Raw genomic sequence first — 21,463 nt, 5'->3', positions numbered from 1 at the left:
TCGTATTTCACCGGGAAGGCAGGCCATGGCACCGCGGGCGATCTGGAAGGGGATGCTGAAGATCGCCGAGGTCAGCTGCCCGGTCGCGCTTCACGCCGCGGCCTCGACCTCGGAACGCATCGCCTTTCACACGCTGAACCGGGCGACCGGGAACCGGGTGCGCCGGCAGTTCATCGACAGCGACACCGGCAAGCCGGTGGAAAAGGACGACCAGGTCAAGGGCTACGAGGTCGGCGAGGGCGACTACGTCGTCCTGGACCCCGACGAGATCGCCGCGGCCATGCCGGAAAGCGACAAGACCCTGGCCGTCGCGGGTTTCATCGCCTGCAAGGACATCGACGACGTCTATTTCGACCGCCCCTATTACCTGACGCCGGCGGACCGGACGGCCGAGGAAGCCTTTGCCCTGATCCGCGAAGGCATGCGCCGCAAGCAGGCGGCGGCGCTGGCGCGGGCGGTGCTGTTTCGCCGCGTGCGCACGGTGCTGGTCCGCGCGCATGGGCCGGGCATGATCGCCTCGACGCTGAATTTCGACTACGAGGTGCGCTCGGCCAGCGAGGCGTTCCGCGACATCTCGGCCGTGAAGATCAAGGGCGAGATGCTGGAGCTGGCCAAGCATATCATCGCCACCAAGATGGGCGCGTTCGACATCGCCGCCTTCGACGACCGTTACGAGGCGGCGCTGGCGGACCTGGTCCGCGCCAAGCTGGAGGGCCGCAAGATCAAGCCCCGCCCGGCGCCCAAGCGCGAGAATGTCGTGGACCTGATGGCGGCGCTGCGCGAAAGCGCGGGCTTGGCCCGGAAAAAGCCGCCCGCCCGCAGGAAGGCGGCGGGCGCGGGCTCGCGGCGCAAGTCCGGCTGAGCCCCCGCGCCCTAACCCTTCAGGACCAGCGCCGCGCCGCTGACGATGGAGAAGACCAGCACCGCCAGCCGCAGCGCCGGCCCGTTGACATGGGCATGGACATGCCGCGACAGCAGGCTGCCGACCAGCACCGCCGGGATCAGCGCCAGCGCCGCCAGGATCTGCTGCCCGCCGATCCGCCCGGCGACCAGCAGGATGACCAGCGAGATCGCCTCTCCGACCAGAAAGCAGGTCGCCACGGTCGAGCGCAGCACCGGGCCGGGGGCGTGCTGGTATAGCAGCGCCAGCGGCGGGCCGCCGATGCCCGTCGCCGTCTCGGTCACGCCGGTGAACAGCCCCACCCCCAGCGAGGCCGAGCGGCTGGGGGCGAAGGGCGGCGCCAGCAGGGCCGCGACGGCGGCCAGCACCGTCAGCAGGCCGACGGCGATCTCAAGCTGGCGCACCGACAGCGCGACCAGCACCGCCATGCCCAGGAACGTCCCGAAGAAGCGGCCGAAGGTGATCCACCCGGTGCCCTGCCGGTCGATCATCTGCCGCTCGCGCCATGCGACCAGGAAGTTCAGCGGCAGCATCAGGATAAGCAGGGTGACGGGCAGGTGGCTGGCATCGACGAAGCCGAAGACCGGCGCCATGATCAGGGCAAAGCCGATGCCCACCGCACCCTGGACGAATGCGGATGCGGCGACCAGCAGCGACAGGCCCAGAAAGATGGAAAGGGTCACGCCAGCCTCATGTCGATCAGGCTGTCCGCCGTCGGATGGATGCGCTGGATCGGCGCGGCGGCGATGGCCGGCGCGGCCAGATCCCTGATCTCTTCCATCAGGGCGCGCGCGTCCCAGTCCACCGGCCAGCCCTGCACCATCCTCAGCCGGCCATTGGTAAAGACCGCGTCGATCTGGTCGCGGTTGCCATAGCGCACCAGCTCCCAGCTCAGGTCGTGCGAGGGGGTGAATTCGGGCCGGTCCAGGTCGACCAGCAGGAAGTCGGCCGCCAGCCCCTTGGCGATGCGGCCGGTCACGCCGGCCAGACCGCCGGCATCGGCGGCCATCCGCGTCGCCGCATCCAGCCACAGCCAGCCGCCGCCGCAGGAACTGTCGCCCGAGGCCAGCCCATAGGCCACGCGCTGCATGCTTTCGGCCGCGTCCATCAGCCGGAACCCGTCGGCCCGCGTGCCGTCCGTGCCCAGCCCGAAGCGGATGCCAAGCGCCTGCATCTGCAACGCCGGCGCGACCGCGTTCCCCTTCCAGACCGAGGCGACGGGGTTGTAGGCGACGGCGGTGCCGGTATCGCGCAGCAGGTTCAGCTCCGACGGCGTGACCAGCGTCGAATGCGCGATCAGGGTCTGCGGCCCCAGCGCGCCGACATGGGCCAGATGCTCCAGCGGCCGGCGGCCATGCGCGACCAGCGAGCGTTCGACCGCCACCAGATGCTCGTTCACATGGGTCTGGAAGGTCACGCCCGCCTCGGCCGCCATGGCCGAGACCTCGCGCAGCATCTCGTCGCTGGCCACCTCGGGGATCGAGATGGCCAGCGAGGCATGGATCAGCGGATCGCCCTGGCAGGCGGCCAGGTGCGCCTGGGCGTTGCGCAGGATCTGGCCGCGATCCGGCACCACCGCCGCGCCGCCCAGGTCGTTGCAGATCTGCGCCACCACCAGCCGCAACCCCACCTCGCGCGAGGCAAGGGCAAGCTTGCCGATATGGCCGGCCGAGCGCGTGCCGGCGTCGATCGCCGTGGTAAAGCCGCCCCGCAGGCATTCCAGCGCCGCCAGCTTCGAGGACAGGTAGACCATGTGTTCGTCCAGGCTGCCCTCCAGCGGCACCCAGATGCGGCGAAAGATCTCGGAGGGTTCGCCGAAGACCAGCGACTTGCCCAGCGATTGCGTCAGGTGGGTGTGGGTGTCGATGAAGCCCGGCATCATCAGGTGATCGGGCAGTTCGACCAGCCGCGCCTGGGGATGGCGGGCGCAAAGCGCGGCGGCTTGGCCGACATCGGCAAAGCGGCCGGCACGCAGCAGCACGGCCATGTCGCGCTGCGGCCCTCCGTCAAGAAGCAGGCGCCCCGGCGCGACGATCGTCTCGTCGGTTCGGGCAAAGGTCTGGCGCAGGTCGGTCATCAGGCATGCTCCGTGGCATCGACAGGTTTGGGGGCGCTGAACTGGAAGAAGGCGTTGACCACGGCCGCGGTGATCGTGCCCATCGCCAGCCCATTGCCCAGGATCATCTGCGACCATTGCGGGAACTGGCTGTAGACGCCGGGCACCAGGATCGGCATCAGCCCCATGGCCAGCCCCGAGGCCAGCGTGAACATCGCGCCATGTTCGCGCAGGTCGACGCGGCTCAGCACATGGATGCCGATCACGCCGATGATGGAAAAGACGATGACGGCCGTGCCGCCGACGACCGGGCCGGGCAGGACGCTGGCCAGCCGCGACACCGGCGCCAGCAGCGCGATCAGCACCAGGATCACCCCCGCCATGGCGGTGACATGGCGCGAGCGCACCCCGGTCGCGCGGACGATGCCGATGTTCTCGCCCGAGGTGATGATCAGCGAGGTGCCGAACAGCCCGCCCAGGATCGAGGCCACCGCATCGCCGCGGATGGTGCGCGGCACGATGGCATGGGCGTCGCCCTTGCGGTCCACGATCTCGGCGGTGGCGATGGTCTGGCCGGTCGCCTCGGCCATCGAGATGATCGAGAAGATGATCAGCGGCAGCGAGGCGATCAGGTCGAACTTCGGCATCCCGAACGGAAACAGCTGCGGCACCGCGACCAGCGGTCCCTGCATCACGCCCGACAGGTCGAGCCGGCCCAGCGCCGCCGCCAGCAGCGTTCCCGCGATCAGCCCCAGCATCACCGAGATGCGCTGGAGCGTGCCGGTGAACACGCGCGAGAAGATCACCGTCAGCGCGATGGTCGCCAGCGCCAGCCCGACATTGACCGGATCGGCAAAGCCCTCGCTGCCGGGCTTGCCGGTGATGGTGCCGCCATAGATCTTGACCAGGTTGACCGCCACCAGCAGCAGCATGGTGCCCACCACGATGGGCGGGAAAAAGCGCAGCAACCGGCGAAAGACCGGCAGCGCCAGGAAATAGAACACTCCGGTCATCAGCACCGCGCCCACCGCCGTCTGCACGTCGGTCTGGCTGGCGATGGCCAGGAAGATCGCGATGGGGGCGCCGCCCGGAACCATGATGAAGGGCAGCCGCGCCCCGAAACCGGCCGGCCCGAAGCTTTGCAGGATCGAGCCCAGCCCGCAGACCAGGAAGGTGGCGCTGATGATCGACACGGTCAGCGCCGGGTCGAAGCCCAGCGTCTGCGCCACCAGAAACACCGCCGTTATCGGCGATGCGGCCATCACCAGCACGTGCTGGAAGCCGTAAAGGATCAGATCCCTCGGCGGCAGAACCCGGTCCACCGGATCGGGCGGCGTAAGCGTCTTTGCATTGGCCATCGTGGCGTTTCCCTGTTGTTGAAGCGGCGTTTACATTTATGCAAATCGTTTTGCTTACCCCCGAAATACCACGCGGCGCGATTCGTGCAAATCGTTTTGTTGCCTCCGGTGCGGCGATGCTGCTAGCCTTGCCGCGAAAAGCGGCGAATGAGGACGCATTGCGCAAGCCCACCATATCGGATCTGGCCAGGGCCGCGGGGGTGTCGGTCACGACCGTTTCCCATGCCTTCAGCGGCCGCCGCCACGTCGACCCCGAGACCCGCAAGCGCATCCACGCCATCGCCGAGGAGATCGGCTATCACCCCAGCAGCATGGCGCGGGCGCTGCGCAGCGGCCGCAGCGGCACCATCGCGCTGGCCTCCTCGATGCCCTTCGCCATTGCCGCCGGGCCGTCGCGGCTGGGCTTCCTGATGGAGATCGCAGCCTCGGCCGCGATGTCGGCATTGACCCGCCAGCTGGCGCTGTGCCTGATCCCGCCGCATCCGGCGATCCGCAGCCAGGGCTCGGTCGCCTTCGACGGGGTGATCCTGGTCGAGCCCATGCGCGACGACCCGCTGGTCGCCCTGTTCGAGCAGCGCAAGATCCCCGTCGTCTCCATCGGCACCGTGCCGGGCCGGCCCGACATACCCGCCGTCAACATCCGCTCGCGGGAAACCGCGCTGCTGCTGCTGGACCATCTGGCGCAGCAGGGTTGCCGCCATGTCGCCGCGCTGGTCGGCGCGACCCCGCGCACCAGCCAGATCGAGGCCGCTGAGGCCTATCGCGCCTTCGTCGCCCGGCGCGGCCAGCAAGCCACCCTGGTCGCCCTGGACGAGGAAGAGGGCGAGGAGATCGCCTATCGCGAAACCCTGCGCCTGCTGCGCGCGGACCCCTCGATCGACGGGATATTCGCCGCCATCGACGCCTTTGCCAGCGGCGCGGTGCGCGCGGCGCATGAGCTGGGGCTGGCGATGCCCCGGCAATTGCGCATCGCCACCCGCTATGACGGGCTGCGGGCGAAGCTGTCCGATCCGCCGCTGACCGCCCTGGACCTGCATCTTCCGGCGATCGCCGAGCAGGCGGTCCACCTGCTGCTGGACCGGATCGAGGGGACCGGCCGCACGGTCGATGCGGACCTGCCGGAACTGGTCCCCCGGCGATCCTCGGTCTCGGACTGAGGACGGCCGGCCCGCTCAGTTCTTGCGCAGCGCGTTCAGCAGCGCCGCGCCCAGGGCGCCCGGCTGTTCCTTGCCGGCGGGGGCGGCGGATTTCGGACCGCGCGCCGGCTGGGCCTTGGGGCCGCGCTCCTTCTGCGCATCCCTGGCGCTGGCGCCGCCGTCCTTGCGCATGGTCAGGCCGATGCGCTTGCGGGCCACGTCCACCTCGGTCACGCGCACCTTGACCACGTCGCCGACCTTCACCACCTCGTTCGGATCCTTCACGAAACGGTCGGCCAGCTGGCTGATATGCACCAGCCCGTCCTGATGCACGCCGATGTCGACGAAGGCGCCGAAGGCCGCCACATTCGTCACCGTGCCCTCCAGGGCCATGCCGGGGCGCAGATCCTTGATATCCTCGACCCCTTCGGCAAAGCTTGCCGTGACGAAGCTCGGGCGCGGGTCGCGGCCGGGCTTTTCCAGTTCCGACAGGATGTCGCGGATGGTGGGCAGGCCGAAATGCTCATCGACAAAGGCTTCCGCCCGGATGTCCTTCAGCGCCGCGCCATTGCCCATGATCTGGCGGATGTCGCGGCCGCAGGCGGCGACGATCCGGCGGGCGACGCCGTAAGCCTCGGGATGGACGGCCGAGGCGTCCAGCGGCTCGTCGCCCTCGCGGATGCGCAGGAAGCCCGCGCATTGCTCGAAGGCGCGCGGGCCAAGCCCCGTCACCTTCTTCAAGGCCGCGCGCGAGCGGAAGGCGCCCGAGGCATCGCGATGCGCGACGATGTTCTGCGCCAGCGACGGCCCCAGCCCGGCGACATGCGCCAAGAGCGGCGCCGAGGCGGTGTTCAGGTCCACCCCCACCGCGTTCACCGCATCCTCGACCACCGCCTCCAGCGTTTTCGCCAGCTGCCGCTGGTCCACGTCATGCTGATACTGGCCGACGCCGATGGATTCGGGCGGCACCTTGACCAGCTCGGCCAACGGATCCTGCAAGCGCCGGGCGATGGACACCGCACCGCGCAGCGACACGTCGAGGCCGGGGAACTCCTTGGCCGCCAGTTCCGAGGCCGAATAGACCGAGGCGCCGGCCTCGGACACGATCACCTTCACCGGCTGCTTCACCCCCTCGGGCAGGCGTTTCAGCACCTCGGCCACGAAACGCTCGGTCTCGCGGCTGGCGGTGCCATTGCCGATGGCGATCAGCTCGATCTTGTGGCGGGTGATGGCGGCGGCCAGCGCGGCTTCCGCCCCGCGCAGGTCGGATTTCGGCGGGAAGGGATAGAGCGTCGCCGTCTCGACCAGCTTGCCGGTGCCGTCCACCGCGGCCAGCTTGACCCCGGTGCGGATGCCGGGGTCCAGGCCGATGGTCGCGCGCGGCCCGGCGGGCGAGGCCAGCAGCAGGTCGCGCAGGTTGCGGGCAAAGACCCGGATCGCCTCGGCATGGGCGCGGGTGCGCAATTCGGTCAGCAGGTCGATATACATCGTGTTCGACAGCCGCACCCGCCAGCACCAGCCCGCCACCTTGCGCAGCCACCTGTCGCCCGGCTGGTCGCCCAGCCGACCCAGCGCCGAGGCGACAATGCCCTCGGCCCGCGCCGCGCCGGTTTCCGGCTCGGGCGCGATCTCGATGGTCAGCACCTCTTCCTTGGCGCCGCGCAGGATCGCCAGCGCCCGATGCGCCGGGATCGCGGCCCATTTCTCGGACTGGTCGAAATAATCGCTGAACTTGGCGCCGACCTGCTCCTTGCCCGGCACCACCTTGGCGGAAATGATCGCCTCGGCCTGCATGAATTCGCGCAGCCGGCCCAGCAGCGCCGCATTCTCGGACAGTTCCTCGACCAGGATGTCGCGCGCCCCGTCCAGCGCCGATTTCACATCCGGCACCGCCTCGGTCAGATAGCCCGCCGCCAGCGCCTCGGGCTCGGGGCTGCGGTTCTCCTGGATGGCGCGCAGCAGCGGCTCCAGCCCGTTTTCGCGCGCGATCATCGCCTTGGTGCGGCGCTTGGGCTTGAAGGGCAGATAGATGTCTTCCAGCGTGGCCTTGGTCTCGGCCCCGGCGATGGCGCGGGCCAGATCCTCGGTCAGCTTGCCCTGGCCGCGGATCGTATCCAGGATCGCCGCCCGTCGCGCCTCGAGTTCGCGCAGATAGGCCAGCCGTTCGGCCAGCGTGCGCAGCTGCGTGTCGTCCAGCCCGCCCGTGACCTCCTTGCGATAGCGCGCGACGAAGGGAACCGTCGCCCCCCCGTCCAAGAGGCCGGTCGCCGCCGCCACCTGGGCGGGGCTGGCGCTGATCTCGGCGGCGATGGTGCGGGCAATGCGGTCGGTCGCGTCCACGGGCGGCATCCTCTGCTGACTGGAACGCCGTCTTAGACAAAACCGGCCGCCGATCCAAGCGTCCCGGCGCCGCCGTCCCGTTCAGGACAGGCGCATCGCCGCGCGCATCCGCTTTTCGAACTGCGGCTCAAGGCGCGGCAGGCGCATGTCGCCCTTGGTCGTCTCCATCGCGCACCACAGGTTCGCGATGGCGGTCCAGTTTAGGCCCAGGGGCTCGTCGCCGGTTTCGACCAGTTGCAGCCGCCCGCCCAGCCGGCGGAAGGCCATGCCCCTCAGCAGGGCATTGGCGTGCAGCAGCACCTCGTCGGCCAGCTCGTCGTCGAACTGCGCCTCGGCCATGGCGACGAACCCCGAGGGATCGCCTTCGATGGAAAGGGTCTGCGCCTCGATCAGGTAGCTTTCGCAGATCGAGAACCCCTGCTCGCACCAGTCCGCCACCGAGCCCGAGAAGCTTCGGCTGCCGACCCCGATTCCCGGAACCTGAAGAAAGCTCAGGCAACCGTTGTCGCCAGGGGTATAATGCATGCCAGCGGCATGCGTGGCCTTGCCATTCACCAACATCACTCACCAACCAACAATAGAGATCACGCAATGACTTACAATTAAAACGATCTGTTCGGTTTAGGCCAGTTGCCCTTTAAGACAGGTTAACAATTTCTTAACAGCGGCACGTCAATATGTTGTTTTTGCTTGATTTTAATGAGCGCCCTGCGCGGCGGCGGCGAACACCCCCAGGTTGCGATGGATTCGCGGGGCCCTGTCTTTCCTTGCCGCCGGGTCATCCGGGGCCGGCGGCTTCGGCCGACCCGCGCTTGCGGCCGGCCCGCCGGGGCAGCCCCCGCGCGGGAATCAACAAAGCAGGAAAGCCCCGCCGCAAATGGGCAGGACCGTTCCTTTCGGCTTTTGGGCCTTGGATATGCCGGAAAAAAGCACGGCTGCCGCCTGCGCGGATGCGCTGGCGGCTTGACGGGCAGACCAGCCCCGCGGCTGATTGCCTGCCCTGCGGGCTGGCGCCCGGCGCTTGCTAGCCCATGCTGTCCTTCAGCTTCCCGGCGACATACCAGGTGATGGGCAAGGCGATGATCGCACCCCCGGCGGCAGCCAGAAGGATGGCGCGCAGATCGTAAAATCCCATCGCCAGGACGATGATCACGCCGATCCCGGCGAGCGTCGTCAGGCTGATGGACAACAGAAGCATGAAAAGACGGGTCATTTCCACCCCCAGACCAGTTACCATGCCCTGTAGGGCACATCCGGCCACGACGCGCTTTGACGGGGATCAAACTGGCCAAGGAAGAATCCGGCCCGGCTGCGCGCCCATCGCAAGGAACGCCCCCGGATCAGCCGCCACATGGGCCCGCTTGGGAAGCGGGCTGTAGAGGACATGCGCGAGAAGATCGGCGCCCTGGATGACGCCGGCCGGCTGGTGATCCACGGCGGGCGATATGCCGAAGCTAGGGTGTATTCAGCCCCTCACCGGGCACAAGACGCCCGCCCTGGTCTGGAAGTTCCGGTCCCAGGCCGACCGAAAGCGCAAGCCAAAGGCGGCGCAACGCCGCCGGGAACCGAACATGACCGCGCCGAAAATGTGCCGAAACGCCTTGAGCCAAGGGCCGGCACCATTGCGATCGCAGGCGGATTATCGTCTGCTTTCAAAATGGTGCGGGTGGAGGGACTTGAACCCCCACGCCTTGCGGCGCCAGAACCTAAATCTGGTGCGTCTGCCAATTTCGCCACACCCGCAATGGCGCGCTGTCTAGCAAAGCCACCGCCCACATGCGAGGGGTAATTTCAGACTCCCATCCCACGCAGCACGGCGGGCAGCGCCTCGGGCAGATCGTCGGCGATCAGACCGGGACCGAAGCGACGCGCCGCCTCGGCATGAAGCCGGGCGCCGGTTGCCGCCGCCTCCAGCCCCGGCAGGCCGCGGGCCAGAAGGCCGGCGATGATCCCCGCCAGCACGTCGCCCGCGCCCGCCGTCGCCAGCCAGGGCACGTCGAAGGCGGAATGGATGCAAGCCCGCCCGTCGGGGGCGGCGATCACCGTGTCGGGGCCCTTCAGCAGCACGACGGCGCCGCAGCGCGCGGCCGCGTCGCGGGCGCCGTCGAGCCGCGAATAAAGCGGGCCGCGCATTTTTGCCAATTCCTCGCGATAGGCCGCATGTTCCGCCAGGAACCGCGCCATCCGCGCCGGATCGGACGCCTGGGCATCGCCGATGCCGGCAGGCGCAGGCGGATGGTCAAGGCGCGCGGCAAGATCGGGAAAGACGCGCCCGAACTCGCCCGCATGGGGGGTAAGCACGCAGTTCTCGTGCAGCACCGCCATCAGGCCGGGGTCGCGGGACAGGACGGTCAGCGCATCGGCATCCAGCACCGCCGCCCGCCCCGCGCCCAGGATCGCGGGCAGCAGCGCCGCCGCGCGCTCGACCCCGCAGCCGGGACCGATGCAGAGCGCGTTGATCCGGCGGTCCGCCAGCATGTCCTGCAGCCCGGCCGGATCGTCGATTCCCCGGCGCATCAGCGCATCGGGCGGGCCGGCATGGGCCGGCAGGGCCTCGGCCGGCGGCGCAAGCGTCACCAGGCCCGCGCCGATGCGCAGGGCGGCGCGGGCCGACAGGCGCCCCGCCCCACCCCTGCCCGGCCCGCCGGCAACGACCAGCGCATGGCCGTGGCTGAACTTGTGGGGATGCGAGGACGACCGCTTGGCAAGCCGGTCGGCCAGCACCGTGCCAGACCGCGCGTCGGGAATATCGAACGGGGGCCAGATGCCGGTCAGCCGGGCGGGCCGGAACCCGCGGCCGTCGATGTTGCGCTCTCTCCAATGCCGCAGGCCGATGTCGGCGACGACCAGCTCGCCGCAGCATTCCGGCCCGCGTTCCAGCAGATGCCCAGGCTTGGGGCTGTCGAAGGCGACGGTCAGCCGGGCGCGCAGGTCGAAATCGCCGGGCTCGCGCGGCCGGCCGGGAAAGGCGCCGCTGTCGAGGCACAATCCGCTGGGGCAGTCCACCGCCACCAGCCGTTCGCGGAAGAACGCCCAATCGCCGCCCGAGCCGCCCAGATGATCCAGGATCGCGGCGATCTCGCCCTCGGGCGCGCGGGTCAGGCCGGTGCCGAAGATCGCGTCCACATAGACATCCGCATCGGGGCCCTCGCGCAGGGCATCCTCGGTCAGGGGCAGGATCGGGCCCGACGCCCGCCATTCGGCCTTCATCCGGGCCGCATCCGCGCCGGCGGCATTGTCCATGCCCAGCACCCGCAGCTGCCAGCCCGCCCGGTGCAGGTGCCGCGCGACCACATAGCCGTCGCCGCCGTTGTTGCCCGGCCCGCACAGCACCACCGCCAGGCCCGCCTTGGGCCAGCGCAGCCGGATCTGCCCGGCGACGGCGCAGCCGGCACGCTCCATCAACTCTGCGCCCGTGACCCGGCCGCTGGCCATCGCGGCAGATTCGATGGCGCGCATTTGAGCGGTCGTCAGGATTTCGGTGCCATGAAACATGGTGACTGCCTAAATTATCATCGTTCTGCACGAAATATACGCATATCGGCCGGGCAAATGCGATCGGCCGCATGATCCTGGCCCTGCCCCATTTACCCGCATCATCAAACCCGCCAATCAGGTCGCAGGCAAGTCGCGAGAGAAGGATCAGGCGATGAAGAAAGTCGAAGCCATCATCAAGCCCTTCAAACTGGACGATGTGAAAGAGGCACTTCAGGAAGTCGGCGTCCAGGGCCTCTCGGTCACCGAGGTCAAGGGCTTTGGCCGGCAGAAGGGCCATACCGAGCTTTATCGCGGCGCGGAATATGTCGTGGACTTCCTGCCCAAGGTGAAGATCGAGATGGTGCTGCCCGACGACCTGGTCGAGGCCGCCGTCGACGCCATCATCTCGGCCGCGCGCACCGAGAAGATCGGCGACGGCAAGATCTTCATCATCCCGGTCGAACAGGCCATCCGCATCCGCACCGGCGAGACCGGCGACGACGCGGTCTGATCCCGCCCGACCCGCAACAAGAAACCGATGACCCCAGCCCCGCGGCGGCGCCGGGCAGACTGATGGAGGAAGGATCCCAATGACAGTCAAGGACGTTCTGGATCTGATGAAGACGGAAGAGGTCGAATATGTCGACGTCCGCTTCACCGATCCCAAGGGCAAGTTGCAGCACGTGACGCTGGTCGCCGACCTGGTGGACGAGGACTTCTTCGAGGAAGGCTTCATGTTCGACGGCTCCTCGATCGCCGGCTGGAAGTCCATCGACCAGTCCGACATGAAGCTGATGCCGGACGCCTCCTCGGCCTATATCGACCCGTTCTATGCCGAAAAGACCCTCTGCGTGCATTGCAACGTGGTCGAGCCCGACACGGGCGAGCCCTATGCCCGCGACCCGCGCGGCACCGCGCTGAAGGCCGAGGCCTATCTGAAATCCAGCGGAATCGGCGATGCGGCCTATTTCGGCCCCGAGGCCGAGTTCTTCCTGTTCGACGACGTGCGCTATTCGGTCACGCCGCAGAAGGTCTCGTTCGAACTCGACTCGGTCGATGCCGCCTGGAACACCGACACCGTCTACGAGGACGGCAACCTCGCCCATCGCGCGGCCCACAAGGGCGGCTATTTCCCGGTGAACCCGATCGACGCCGCCCAGGACATCCGCGGCGAGATGCTGTCGACCATGAAGCGCATGGGCATCAAGGTCGACAAGCACCACCACGAGGTCGCCACCGCCCAGCACGAGCTGGGGATGATCTTCGGCGGGCTGGTCGAGCAGGCCGACAACATCCAGAAATACAAATACGTCATCCACAACGTCGCCGCCGCCTATGGCAAGACCGCGACCTTCATGCCCAAGCCGATGAAGGGCGACAATGGCTCCGGGATGCACGTGAACATGTCGATCTGGAAGGACGGCAAGCCGCTGTTTGCCGGCGACAAATATGCCGACCTGTCGCAAGAGGCGCTGTGGTTCATCGGCGGGGTGCTCAAGCACGCCAAGGCGCTGAATGCGCTGACCAACCCCGCGACCAACAGCTACAAGCGGCTGATCCCCGGCTTCGAGGCCCCGGTGCTGCGCGCCTATTCCGCCCGCAACCGCTCGGGCTGCGTGCGCATTCCGTGGACCGAGTCGCCCAAGGCCAAGCGCGTCGAGGCCCGCTTCCCCGACCCGGCGGCCAACCCCTACCTGGCCTTTGCGGCGCTGCTGATGGCCGGCCTTGACGGCATCAAGAACAAGATCGACCCCGGCCCGGCCTCGGACAAGGATCTCTACGACCTGCCGCCGGAAGAGCTGGCCGAGATCCCGACCGTCTGCGGCAGCCTGCGCGAGGCGCTGGAGGAGCTGGAGAAGGACATGGACTTCCTGCTGGCCGGCGACGTCTTCACCCGCGACCAATTGGAAGGCTACATCAAGCTGAAATGGGAAGAGGTCTATGCCTATGAGCATACCCCCCATCCCATCGAATATGCGATGTATTACAGCTGCTGAGCCGCAGCCCGGAACGAACCGGAAAGCCGCCCTTCGGGGCGGCTTTTTCATTTCCCGATCCAGGAAACCGGCAATCCGGCGCCGCGGGTCGGCAGGCTCTGGAACCCCGCAGATTCCAAAGGCGGGGGCGGGCCAGAGCCACGATCGCCTCCGCACGGCAACGTCTTGCTGGAGCCCAGGGCCGCGACCGCGCGGCGCGCCGTTGCTTCCGAAAGGATTGCGCGGCAGATCCGCATCACGGCGAAGCCAAGCCACCCAAGGGCCGGACTTATCGCCCGATTTCCGCGCGCCAGCCCGTCCCTGCAGCGCTTGTCGATAAGGGCGGGCCGGGGGCTGGCCCGGCTGATCGACCGCAGATGCCGGAACATTCGGCGCCCTGCACCGGGGGCAATCCGTAATTAGTTCAATTTGTCTGCAAAATGGATGGAAACCCGAACGCGAAACCGGCTACAGTGATCCTGTGCCAGACGCATGGCGTTTTGGTTGCAAGACGTGCGGTCATCCGTCCTCTGGGGTCGGCGGATGGCTGGTTTCCAGCCTACGGCATGGGCGCAGCCCTGCCTGCTACAGGATCTTAGAATGCCTTATTTCACCAAAATACCCGACGCGACCATCGACCTGGAGGCCGAGACCCCGGTCCTGGTTCTGGGGAACAATCTTCTGCTGAACGAACTCAGCGGCTCCACCCAGTTCACCCAGTACGACGTGGACGAACCCCACGGCACCACGCTGTCCCGCGGCGACGACGTCTCGCTGGTGGATGGCGAGGGCGATCCGCAGCTGTCGGGCGGCACCTTCGCCGGCACCGGCACGCTGTCCACGGCGGCCGTGGGACTGACCGTCAAGCTCCTCGGCATCGAGCTGGCCTCGCTGACGGTCCAGGTCAACCCGATCGGCGGCTCTTTCGTCGTGAAGGGCGAAGACACCTATTTCGTCACCGACCAGCCCCTGACCGAGGACCATATCAGCGTCAAGATCACCGGCACCGTCGCTGGACTACCGCTCACCCTGGCGGATGTGAACATCTCGGACCTTGGCGGTTCGTTGACCGGCGACGTTCTTGCGGCGGTGCAGAATCTTCTCGACACCATCGTCGTCAACGTCGCCTACAATCCCGCCGGCACGCTGGTCCTTGACGACGACGACGTCTTTCCCTGCTTCACCGCCGGTACGCTGATCGACACGCCCCAGGGCCCGGTTCCGGTCGAAAGCCTGTCGGTCGGCGACCTGGTGCTGACGGCCGACCACGGCCCCCAGCCGGTCCGCTGGATCGGGCGCCGCCGCTTTGCCGCGCATCGGCTTGCCACCCATGGCGCCCGGCTGACGCCCGTCCGCATCAGGGCCGGGGCGCTGGGGCCGGACATGCCCTCGGCGGACCTGGTCGTCTCGCCGCAGCACCGGATCCTGCTGCGCTCGCGCGTCGCCCTGCGGATGTTCGGCACCGACGAGATCCTGGTCGCCGCCAAGCAGCTTTTGCAGATCGAGGGCGTCGATCTGGCCACGGACCTGGCCGAGGTGGAATATGTCCATATCCTCTTCGACCAGCACGAGGTGGTCCGGGCCAACGGCACCGCGACCGAGTCGCTGTATCTGGGCCCGCAGGCCCTTGCCGCCCTGCCCGCCACGGCGGTCGAGGAAATCCTCGCCATCTTCCCCGAACTGACCCAGCGCACCCATGCCCCCGCGGGGGCGCGGATGCTGGCCTCGGGGCGCAAGGCGCGCAAGCTGGCGCATCGCCACTCGAAGAACGGCCAGCCGCTCGTCGTCCTGGCCTGAATCGGCAACAGCCGCGCAGGGGCCGCCGCGGCCCCTGCCGCCGCGGTTGCGGGTCCGGGGCCTTGCCGCTAAAACCCCGGCAAACCCAAGGAGCCCTGCATGATCCCGCGCTATGCCCGTCCCGAAATGGTCGCCATCTGGTCGCCCGAGACCAAGTTCCGCATCTGGTACGAGATCGAGGCGCATGCCTGCGACGCCCAGGCCGACCTTGGCGTGATCCCGCGCGAGAATGCCGAGGCCGTCTGGAAGGCCAGGAACGTGGAGTTCGACGTCGCCCGCATCGACGAGATCGAGGCCGTGACCAAGCATGACGTCATCGCCTTCCTGACCCACCTGGCCGAGCATATCGGCGCCGAGGAGGCGCGCTTCGTCCACCAGGGCATGACCAGCTCGGACGTGCTGGACACCACGCTGAACGTGCAGCTGGTGCGCGCCGCCGACATCCTGCTGGCCGACATGGACAAGGTGCTGGCCGCGCTGAAGAAACGCGCCTACGAGCACAAGGACACCGTCCGCATCGGCCGCAGCCACGGCATCCATGCCGAGCCGACGACCATGGGCCTGACCTTCGCCCGCTTCTACGCCGAGATGGCGCGGGGCCGCGAACGCCTGCTGCGCGCCCGCGAGGAAGTGGCGACCGGCGCCATTTCCGGCGCGGTCGGCACCTTCGCCAACATCGACCCCGCGGTCGAAGAGCATGTCTGCGCCAAGATGGGCCTCTCGCCCGAACCGATCAGCACCCAGGTCATCCCGCGCGACCGCCACGCGATGTTCTTCGCCACGCTGGGCGTCATCGCCAGCTCGATCGAGAACATCGCCATCGAGATCCGCCACATGCAGCGCACCGAGGTGCTGGAGGCCGAGGAATATTTCAGCCCCGGCCAGAAGGGCAGCTCGGCCATGCCGCATAAGCGGAACCCGGTGCTGACCGAGAACCTGACCGGCCTTGCCCGCCTTGTGCGCATGGCCGTGGTGCCGGCGATGGAGAATGTGGCGCTGTGGCACGAACGCGACATCAGCCATTCCTCGGTCGAGCGCGGCATCGCTCCGGATGCGACCATCACCCTGGACTTCGCCCTGAACCGCCTGGCCGGCGTGATCGAAAAGCTGGTGGTCTACCCCGAGAACATGCTCAGGAACATGAACAAGTTCAAGGGGCTGGTCATGTCGCAGCGCGTGCTGCTGGCCCTGACCCAGGCCGGCGTCAGCCGCGAGGACGCCTATCGCCTGGTCCAGCGCAACGCCATGAAGGTCTGGGAACAGGGCGCCGATTTCAAGACCGAGCTGCTGGCCGACGCCGAGGTGACGGCCGCGCTGTCCCCCGCCGAGATCGAGGAAAAGTTCGACCTGGGCTATCACACCAAGCACGTGGACACGATTTTCGCCCGCGTGTTCGGCGAAAACGGCGCGCATTAACCCGGCGTTCGCTTTTTCCTGCCAGATTGCCCCCGACAGGTTTGGAATCGGGGGCAATCCATGGGTGTTCCGGCGCTCGGGGCGACGGCGGGGCTCAGTCCGCGGCAAAAGGCTGCGGTGATCGTGCGGCTGGTGCTGGCCGAGGGCGGGGACATCGACCTCGCCCGGCTGCCGCCGGAACTGCAGACCGACCTGGCGCAGGAAATGGCGCTGATGGGGATGATCGACCGCGAGACGCGCAATGCCATCGTGGCCGAGTTCTGCGACAGGCTGGAAGCGGTCGGCCTGTCCTTTCCGGGCGACATCGACGGCACGCTGGACCTGCTCGACGGGCATCTTTCGCCCGACACGACCGACCAGCTGCGGCGCATGGCGGCGCTCAACGGCGCCGGCAACCCCTGGGACAGCATCGCCGCCCTGCCCCCCGCGCTCTTGGTCGAACTGGCCCGCACCGAAGCGGTCGAGATCGGGGCGGTGATGTTTTCGAAACTGCCGGTGCCGCGCGCGGCCGAGGTGTTCGGCCTGCTCGAACAGGAACGCGCGCGCCAGATCGCCTATGCCATGTCGCTGACCGGCGGCATCACTCCCGAGGCGCTGCAACGCATCGGCCGGGCGCTGCTCCATGCCGCCGACGCCGTGCCGCAGCCGGCACTGGAGGGCAAGGCGGGCGAAAAGGTCGGCGCGATCCTGAACTTCTCGCCCTCCAGCATGCGCGACGGCGTCCTGGCCGGGCTCGAGGACGACGATGCCGCCTTTGCCGGCGAGGTGCGCAAGACCATCTTCACCTGGGCGCATATCCCGCGCCGCATCGACCGGCGCGACATCGCCCGCATCCTGCGCGAGGTGGACAATCCCGTGCTGCTCAAGGCGCTGGCCGGCGCCCGCGGTCCGGCGCGCGAAACCGTGGATTTCCTGCTGGGCGGCATTTCCTCGCGCCTGGCCGAGTCGATGCGCGAAGAGATCGAGGCGCTCGGCAAGGTCTCGGCCCGCGACGCCGAGGAGGCGATGGACCAGGTCGTGGTCACGATCCGCCGCATGGAGGCGGCGGGCGACCTGTTCCTGATCGCCCAGGAAGCCGAGGAGGAGGCGGATGAGGAACCGCAAGCCCCGCCCGGCTGACGGATCCCGCCCGCCGCAATCCGAAAACCCGTCGCAGGCTGCCCAAGGCCCCCCAAGGCCCGCCGCAATGACGGCACGGACAGACGGCAGGCCGCATGGCGCAAGGCGCGGTGCGGCGGCAGGCCGCAAAGGCTTGCCCGGCCCCGGCCTCTGCCCTAGCAGGGGGCGGGACGGCGCATCGCGCCGGGGGACGGCATGGACGGGACGGATGGCATGACAAATCAGATCGCGCTCGTGCTGGGGCTCCTGGTCCTGGGCCTCTTCGCGGCGGATGCGCTGGTGCTGCATTGGAACCTGCCGCTGTTCCTGGGCAAGGCGTTCGCCAGCCTCATCGAATATCTCAGCTTCTGGCGCTGACCTCGGCGCCGCGATTCGCCGCCCTGCAGCATTCGGCACCGCGGCAAGCGGCTTGCGCCGCCCGCGCCGGCCATCCCCGCCGCCGGCCGGGCGCAGCGGCAGCGACCATACGTCGCAACCATGCCCCCGGCACCCCCCTTTCCGCCGAGTTTCCGCCCCTTCCGCTTGCAGGCATTTGCATTCCCCCGGCGATGCGGGCTATTTGCAGCGCGAACATCATCAGCGGCGGAGGAAACCTATGGCTGTCAAGGTAGCGATCAACGGCTTTGGCCGGATCGGTCGGAACGTGCTGCGCGCGATCATCGAATCGGGGCGCAATGATATCGAGGTCGTGGCGATCAACGACCTGGGCCCGGTCGAAACCAATGCGCATCTGCTGCGCTACGACTCGGTCCACGGCCGCTTCCCCGCCCAGGTCACGGTTTCGGGCGATTCGATCGACGTCGGCCGCGGTCCGATCAAGGTCACGGCGATCCGCAACCCGGCCGACCTGCCCTGGGGCGACATCGACGTCATCATGGAATGCACCGGCATCTTCGCCTCCAAGGAAAAGGTGCAGCCGCACCTGTCGACCGGCGCCAAGCGGGTGCTGATCTCGGCCCCCGGCGACAATGCCGACAAGACCATCGTCTTCGGCGTGAACCACGACACGCTGACAAAGGACGACATCGTCGTCTCGAACGCCAGCTGCACGACGAACTGCCTGTCGCCGGTGGCCAAGGTGCTGAACGATTCGATCGGCATCGCCCGCGGCTTCATGACCACGATCCACAGCTATACCGGCGACCAGCCGACGCTCGACACCATGCACAAGGATCTGTATCGCGCCCGCGCCGCGGCGCTGTCGATGATCCCGACCTCGACCGGCGCGGCCAAGGCCGTGGGCCTGGTGCTGCCCGAACTCAAGGGCCGCCTGGACGGCGTGGCGATCCGCGTGCCGACGCCCAACGTCTCGGTCGTGGACCTGGTCTTCGAAGCCGCCCGCGACACCTCGGTCGAGGAAATCAACCAGGCCATCCGCGCCGCCGCCGACGGCCCGCTGAAGGGCATCCTGGGCTATACCGACGAGCCGCTGGTTTCCTCGGACTTCAACCACGACAGCCACAGCTCGGTCTTCCACATGGACCAGACCAAGGTGATGGAGGGCAAGCTTTGCCGCATCCTGACCTGGTATGACAACGAATGGGGCTTCTCGAACCGCATGTCCGACACCGCGGTCGCCATGGGCAAGCTGATCTGAGCCCACATCTGAACCCGCAAGGGCTCGATCCGAAAACCGAAAGAAACGCGCCCTCGCCGGGCGCGTTTTCATTTCCGGCGGACCGGCGCCGCCGGTCGCCCGTCAGTTCTTGCCCGAAAGGCGCCGCACATTGGCGCGGGTGCGCTTGCGATAGGGCCGCAGCGCCGCCGCCATCACCCGGTCGGCCCGCTCGCCCCGCCCGGCGGCACGCAGCGCGGCCTGCAGCGCCTCGGAGGCGGCATCGGCCTTTTCCACCACCATGCGCTGCGGCTCGGCCGCGTCCTGGCGCACAAGCCCCATCATCCCCGCCGTCCGCAAGGCAATGACCATCTGCGATTCCCAGGCCATGCGCGCCATCTGCTGCCACAACAGCAGCGGCGCCTGCATCGCCGCATAATTCATCTTCCCGAAACCCATCACGAATTCCCTATGAACGAACAACAGGCGGGCAAGGCTGCGCCCATGGCGGGGAAATGCCAAGAGCCCCCGTGGACGGGATCTTTGCCCTATGGCCTTGCTGCCGCACCCGGTATAGAGGGAAAATCATGACCAAATCCGTGACGCTCCGACGCCCCGACGACTGGCACCTGCACCTGCGCGACGGCGCCATGTTGCAGGCAGTGGCTTCATTTTCCGGCCATTTCGGCCGGGCGATCATCATGCCGAACCTGGTGCCGCCGGTGGTGACAGGGGCGCAGGCCGCGGCCTATCGCGACCGCATCCGCGCCGCCCTGGCCCCGGAAATGACGTTGCGTCCCTTGATGACGCTCTACCTGACCGAAACCACCGATCCGGCCGATGTGCTGGCTGCCCATGCGCAGGGAATCATCTCGGCGGTCAAGCTCTACCCGGCCGGGGCGACCACCAATTCGGCCTCGGGCGTGCGCGATTTCGACAAGGTGCGCGGCGTGCTGGAGGCCATGGCCCAGGCCGGCATCCCGCTTTGCTTCCACGGCGAGGTCACGGACCCGGCGGTGGACATCTTCGACCGCGAGGCGGCGTTCATCGACCGCGTCCTGGACCCGATCCGCCGCGCCACGCCCGGCCTGCGGGTGGTGATGGAACATATCACCACCTCGGACGGGGTGGATTACGTCGCGGGCAACGACGACATCGGCGCCACCATCACCACGCATCACCTGGTCATCAACCGCAACCACATCCTGGCGGGCGGCATCCGGCCGCATTACTACTGCCTGCCGGTCGCCAAGCGCGAGACGCACCGGCTGGCGCTGCGCCGCGCGGCGACCTCGGGCGACGCGCGCTTCTTCCTGGGCACCGATTCGGCGCCGCACCCGGACCGCGCCAAGGAATCGGCCTGCGGCTGCGCCGGCTGCTTCACCGCGCCCAACACCATGTCGATCCTGGCCCAGGTCTTCGAGGAGGAGGAGGCGCTCGACCGGCTGGAAGGCTTCACCTCGCTCCACGGCGCCGCTTTCTACCGCATGGAGCCCAACGAGGACCGCATCCGGCTGGTCAGGCGCGAGACGCCCGCCGCATATCCGACCCATATCCCCGCCGGCGACGAAACCGTCACCGTCTTCGACCCCGGCTTCCCGCTCTACTGGCACCTCGAGGATCCCGCATGACCCTGCCCTTCCCCCCGCATGAGGAAATCGCCCGGCTGACCGCCCGCATGCTGCTGGAGATCAAGGCGGTGCATTTCAATGCGGCCGAGCCCTTCACCTATGCCTCGGGGCTGAAGGGGCCGACCTATATCGACTGCCGCAAGCTGATCAGCTTCCCGCGCATCCGCGCGACGCTGATGGACTTCCTGGCGGCGACCGTGCTGCGCGAGGCGGGCTTCGCCGCCTTCGACAACGTGGCCGGCGGCGAGACGGCGGGCATTCCCTTCGCCGCCTGGGTAGCCGAGCGGCTGGAGCTGCCGATGACCTATGTGCGCAAGAAGCCCAAGGGCTACGGCCGCAACGCCCGCATCGAGGGCGCCATGACCGAGGGCCAGCGCGTGCTGCTGGTCGAGGACCTGACCACCGACGGCGGCTCGAAGCTGAGCTTCGTCGACGCGATCCGCGAGACCGGCGCGACCTGCGGCCATACGGCGGTGATCTTCTACTACGGCATCTTCCCGGAAACCACGCAGCGCCTGGCGGACCACGGCGTCAGGCTGCACCATCTCTGCACCTGGTGGGACGTGCTGGCCGAGGCCAAGGCGCAGGGCTTCTACGACGAGGCGACGCTCTCCGAGGTCGAAAGCTTCCTGACCGATCCCCGCGCCTGGCAGGCCGCGCATCCCTGATCCGGCCGGCCCGGCTGCACGGTGGCAAGGGGG

Annotated in this window: 19 protein-coding genes and 1 tRNA gene; 11 read left to right on the top strand and 9 right to left on the bottom strand. The window is 68.1% G+C overall.

Annotated features, from left to right (window positions below; translation table 11 throughout):
- Positions 1–25: 25 nt before the first annotated feature.
- Entirely contained in the window at positions 26–862 is an 837-nt protein-coding gene (locus tag FE811_RS00155; protein WP_116220520.1) for a Ku protein, read from the top strand.
- An 11-nt stretch (positions 863–873) separates the two neighbouring features.
- Here the strand turns inward: FE811_RS00155 and FE811_RS00150 are convergent, their stop codons facing one another.
- Genes FE811_RS00150 through FE811_RS00140 form a run of 3 tightly spaced genes read right to left on the bottom strand, consistent with a single transcriptional unit; the run spans position 874 to position 4,315 of the window.
- Positions 874–1,584 (bottom strand): sulfite exporter TauE/SafE family protein, encoded by a 711-nt coding sequence (locus FE811_RS00150; RefSeq protein WP_114537603.1) that lies wholly within the window; start codon positions 1,582–1,584, stop codon positions 874–876.
- Positions 1,581–2,978, bottom strand: coding sequence for an amidohydrolase family protein (locus tag FE811_RS00145; RefSeq protein ID WP_036760855.1), 1,398 nt, complete (start codon positions 2,976–2,978; stop codon positions 1,581–1,583). The genes FE811_RS00150 and FE811_RS00145 overlap by 4 nt, the downstream gene beginning before the upstream one ends.
- Positions 2,978–4,315: a uracil-xanthine permease family protein gene (locus tag FE811_RS00140; protein ID WP_116220519.1), complete on the bottom strand. Its 1,338-nt coding sequence runs from the start codon at positions 4,313–4,315 to the stop codon at positions 2,978–2,980. The genes FE811_RS00145 and FE811_RS00140 overlap by 1 nt, the downstream gene beginning before the upstream one ends.
- A 158-nt stretch (positions 4,316–4,473) precedes the next feature.
- Between FE811_RS00140 and FE811_RS00135 the strand changes: the two genes are divergently transcribed.
- Positions 4,474–5,472, top strand: a complete 999-nt coding sequence (locus FE811_RS00135; protein WP_244294837.1) for a LacI family DNA-binding transcriptional regulator — start codon at positions 4,474–4,476, stop codon at positions 5,470–5,472.
- Positions 5,473–5,487: 15 nt separating this feature from the next.
- Here the strand turns inward: FE811_RS00135 and FE811_RS00130 are convergent, their stop codons facing one another.
- The 5 genes from FE811_RS00130 to FE811_RS00110 form a co-directional block, all read right to left on the bottom strand.
- Positions 5,488–7,800: a Tex family protein gene (locus FE811_RS00130; protein ID WP_116220517.1), complete on the bottom strand. Its 2,313-nt coding sequence runs from the start codon at positions 7,798–7,800 to the stop codon at positions 5,488–5,490.
- Positions 7,801–7,872: 72 nt separating this feature from the next.
- On the bottom strand, positions 7,873–8,316 hold the full coding sequence (locus tag FE811_RS00125) for a hypothetical protein (RefSeq protein WP_244294832.1): 444 nt from the start codon (positions 8,314–8,316) through the stop codon (positions 7,873–7,875).
- A 499-nt stretch (positions 8,317–8,815) separates the two neighbouring features.
- Positions 8,816–9,004 carry a hypothetical protein gene (locus FE811_RS00120; protein WP_036760848.1) on the bottom strand — a complete coding sequence of 63 codons (189 nt, stop codon included), beginning with the start codon at positions 9,002–9,004 and terminating at the stop codon, positions 8,816–8,818.
- 445 nt (positions 9,005–9,449) lie between these two features.
- Positions 9,450–9,534, bottom strand: a tRNA-Leu gene (locus FE811_RS00115).
- Positions 9,535–9,582: 48 nt separating this feature from the next.
- Positions 9,583–11,286: an NAD(P)H-hydrate epimerase gene (locus FE811_RS00110; RefSeq protein WP_116220516.1), complete on the bottom strand. Its 1,704-nt coding sequence runs from the start codon at positions 11,284–11,286 to the stop codon at positions 9,583–9,585.
- A gap of 154 nt (positions 11,287–11,440) precedes the next feature.
- Here FE811_RS00110 and FE811_RS00105 point away from each other — a divergent pair, with 154 nt between their 5' ends.
- From FE811_RS00105 to gap, 7 genes are all read left to right on the top strand, one after another.
- On the top strand, positions 11,441–11,779 hold the full coding sequence (locus FE811_RS00105) for a P-II family nitrogen regulator (protein ID WP_036760069.1): 339 nt from the start codon (positions 11,441–11,443) through the stop codon (positions 11,777–11,779).
- A gap of 79 nt (positions 11,780–11,858) precedes the next feature.
- Complete coding sequence (gene glnA, locus FE811_RS00100) at positions 11,859–13,265, top strand: type I glutamate--ammonia ligase (RefSeq protein ID WP_116220515.1); 1,407 nt, start codon at positions 11,859–11,861, stop codon at positions 13,263–13,265.
- Positions 13,266–13,844: 579 nt separating this feature from the next.
- Positions 13,845–15,041: a Hint domain-containing protein gene (locus tag FE811_RS00095; RefSeq protein WP_116220514.1), complete on the top strand. Its 1,197-nt coding sequence runs from the start codon at positions 13,845–13,847 to the stop codon at positions 15,039–15,041.
- 99 nt (positions 15,042–15,140) lie between these two features.
- Positions 15,141–16,457, top strand: a complete 1,317-nt coding sequence (gene purB / locus FE811_RS00090) for an adenylosuccinate lyase (protein WP_116220513.1) — start codon at positions 15,141–15,143, stop codon at positions 16,455–16,457.
- Positions 16,458–16,517: 60 nt separating this feature from the next.
- The gene (locus FE811_RS00085) at positions 16,518–17,576 is read left to right on the top strand and encodes a flagellar motor switch protein FliG (protein WP_116220512.1); all 1,059 of its coding nucleotides are present in this window, start codon (positions 16,518–16,520) and stop codon (positions 17,574–17,576) included.
- 213 nt (positions 17,577–17,789) lie between these two features.
- Positions 17,790–17,933 (top strand): hypothetical protein, encoded by a 144-nt coding sequence (locus FE811_RS27270; RefSeq protein ID WP_036760079.1) that lies wholly within the window; start codon positions 17,790–17,792, stop codon positions 17,931–17,933.
- A gap of 238 nt (positions 17,934–18,171) precedes the next feature.
- The gene (gap, locus tag FE811_RS00080; RefSeq protein ID WP_036760081.1) at positions 18,172–19,173 is read left to right on the top strand and encodes a type I glyceraldehyde-3-phosphate dehydrogenase; all 1,002 of its coding nucleotides are present in this window, start codon (positions 18,172–18,174) and stop codon (positions 19,171–19,173) included.
- Positions 19,174–19,275: 102 nt separating this feature from the next.
- Here gap and FE811_RS00075 read toward each other — a convergent pair whose 3' ends face one another.
- Positions 19,276–19,590, bottom strand: coding sequence for an antibiotic ABC transporter (locus FE811_RS00075; protein ID WP_083539132.1), 315 nt, complete (start codon positions 19,588–19,590; stop codon positions 19,276–19,278).
- A gap of 128 nt (positions 19,591–19,718) precedes the next feature.
- On the opposite strand from FE811_RS00075, the gene pyrC reads away from it, so the two are divergent.
- On the top strand, positions 19,719–20,762 hold the full coding sequence (gene pyrC / locus FE811_RS00070; protein ID WP_116220511.1) for a dihydroorotase: 1,044 nt from the start codon (positions 19,719–19,721) through the stop codon (positions 20,760–20,762).
- Entirely contained in the window at positions 20,759–21,430 is a 672-nt protein-coding gene (locus FE811_RS00065; protein WP_036760086.1) for an orotate phosphoribosyltransferase, read from the top strand. Before pyrC ends, FE811_RS00065 begins: the two co-directional genes overlap by 4 nt.
- The last annotated feature ends 33 nt before the right edge of the window (positions 21,431–21,463 follow it).

The organism is Paracoccus sp. FO-3 (assembly GCF_006386455.1).
GTDB lineage: Bacteria > Pseudomonadota > Alphaproteobacteria > Rhodobacterales > Rhodobacteraceae > Paracoccus > Paracoccus versutus.
The sequence above is the reverse complement of the archived record's forward strand: the minus strand, read 5'-3'. Positions and strand labels throughout refer to the sequence as shown.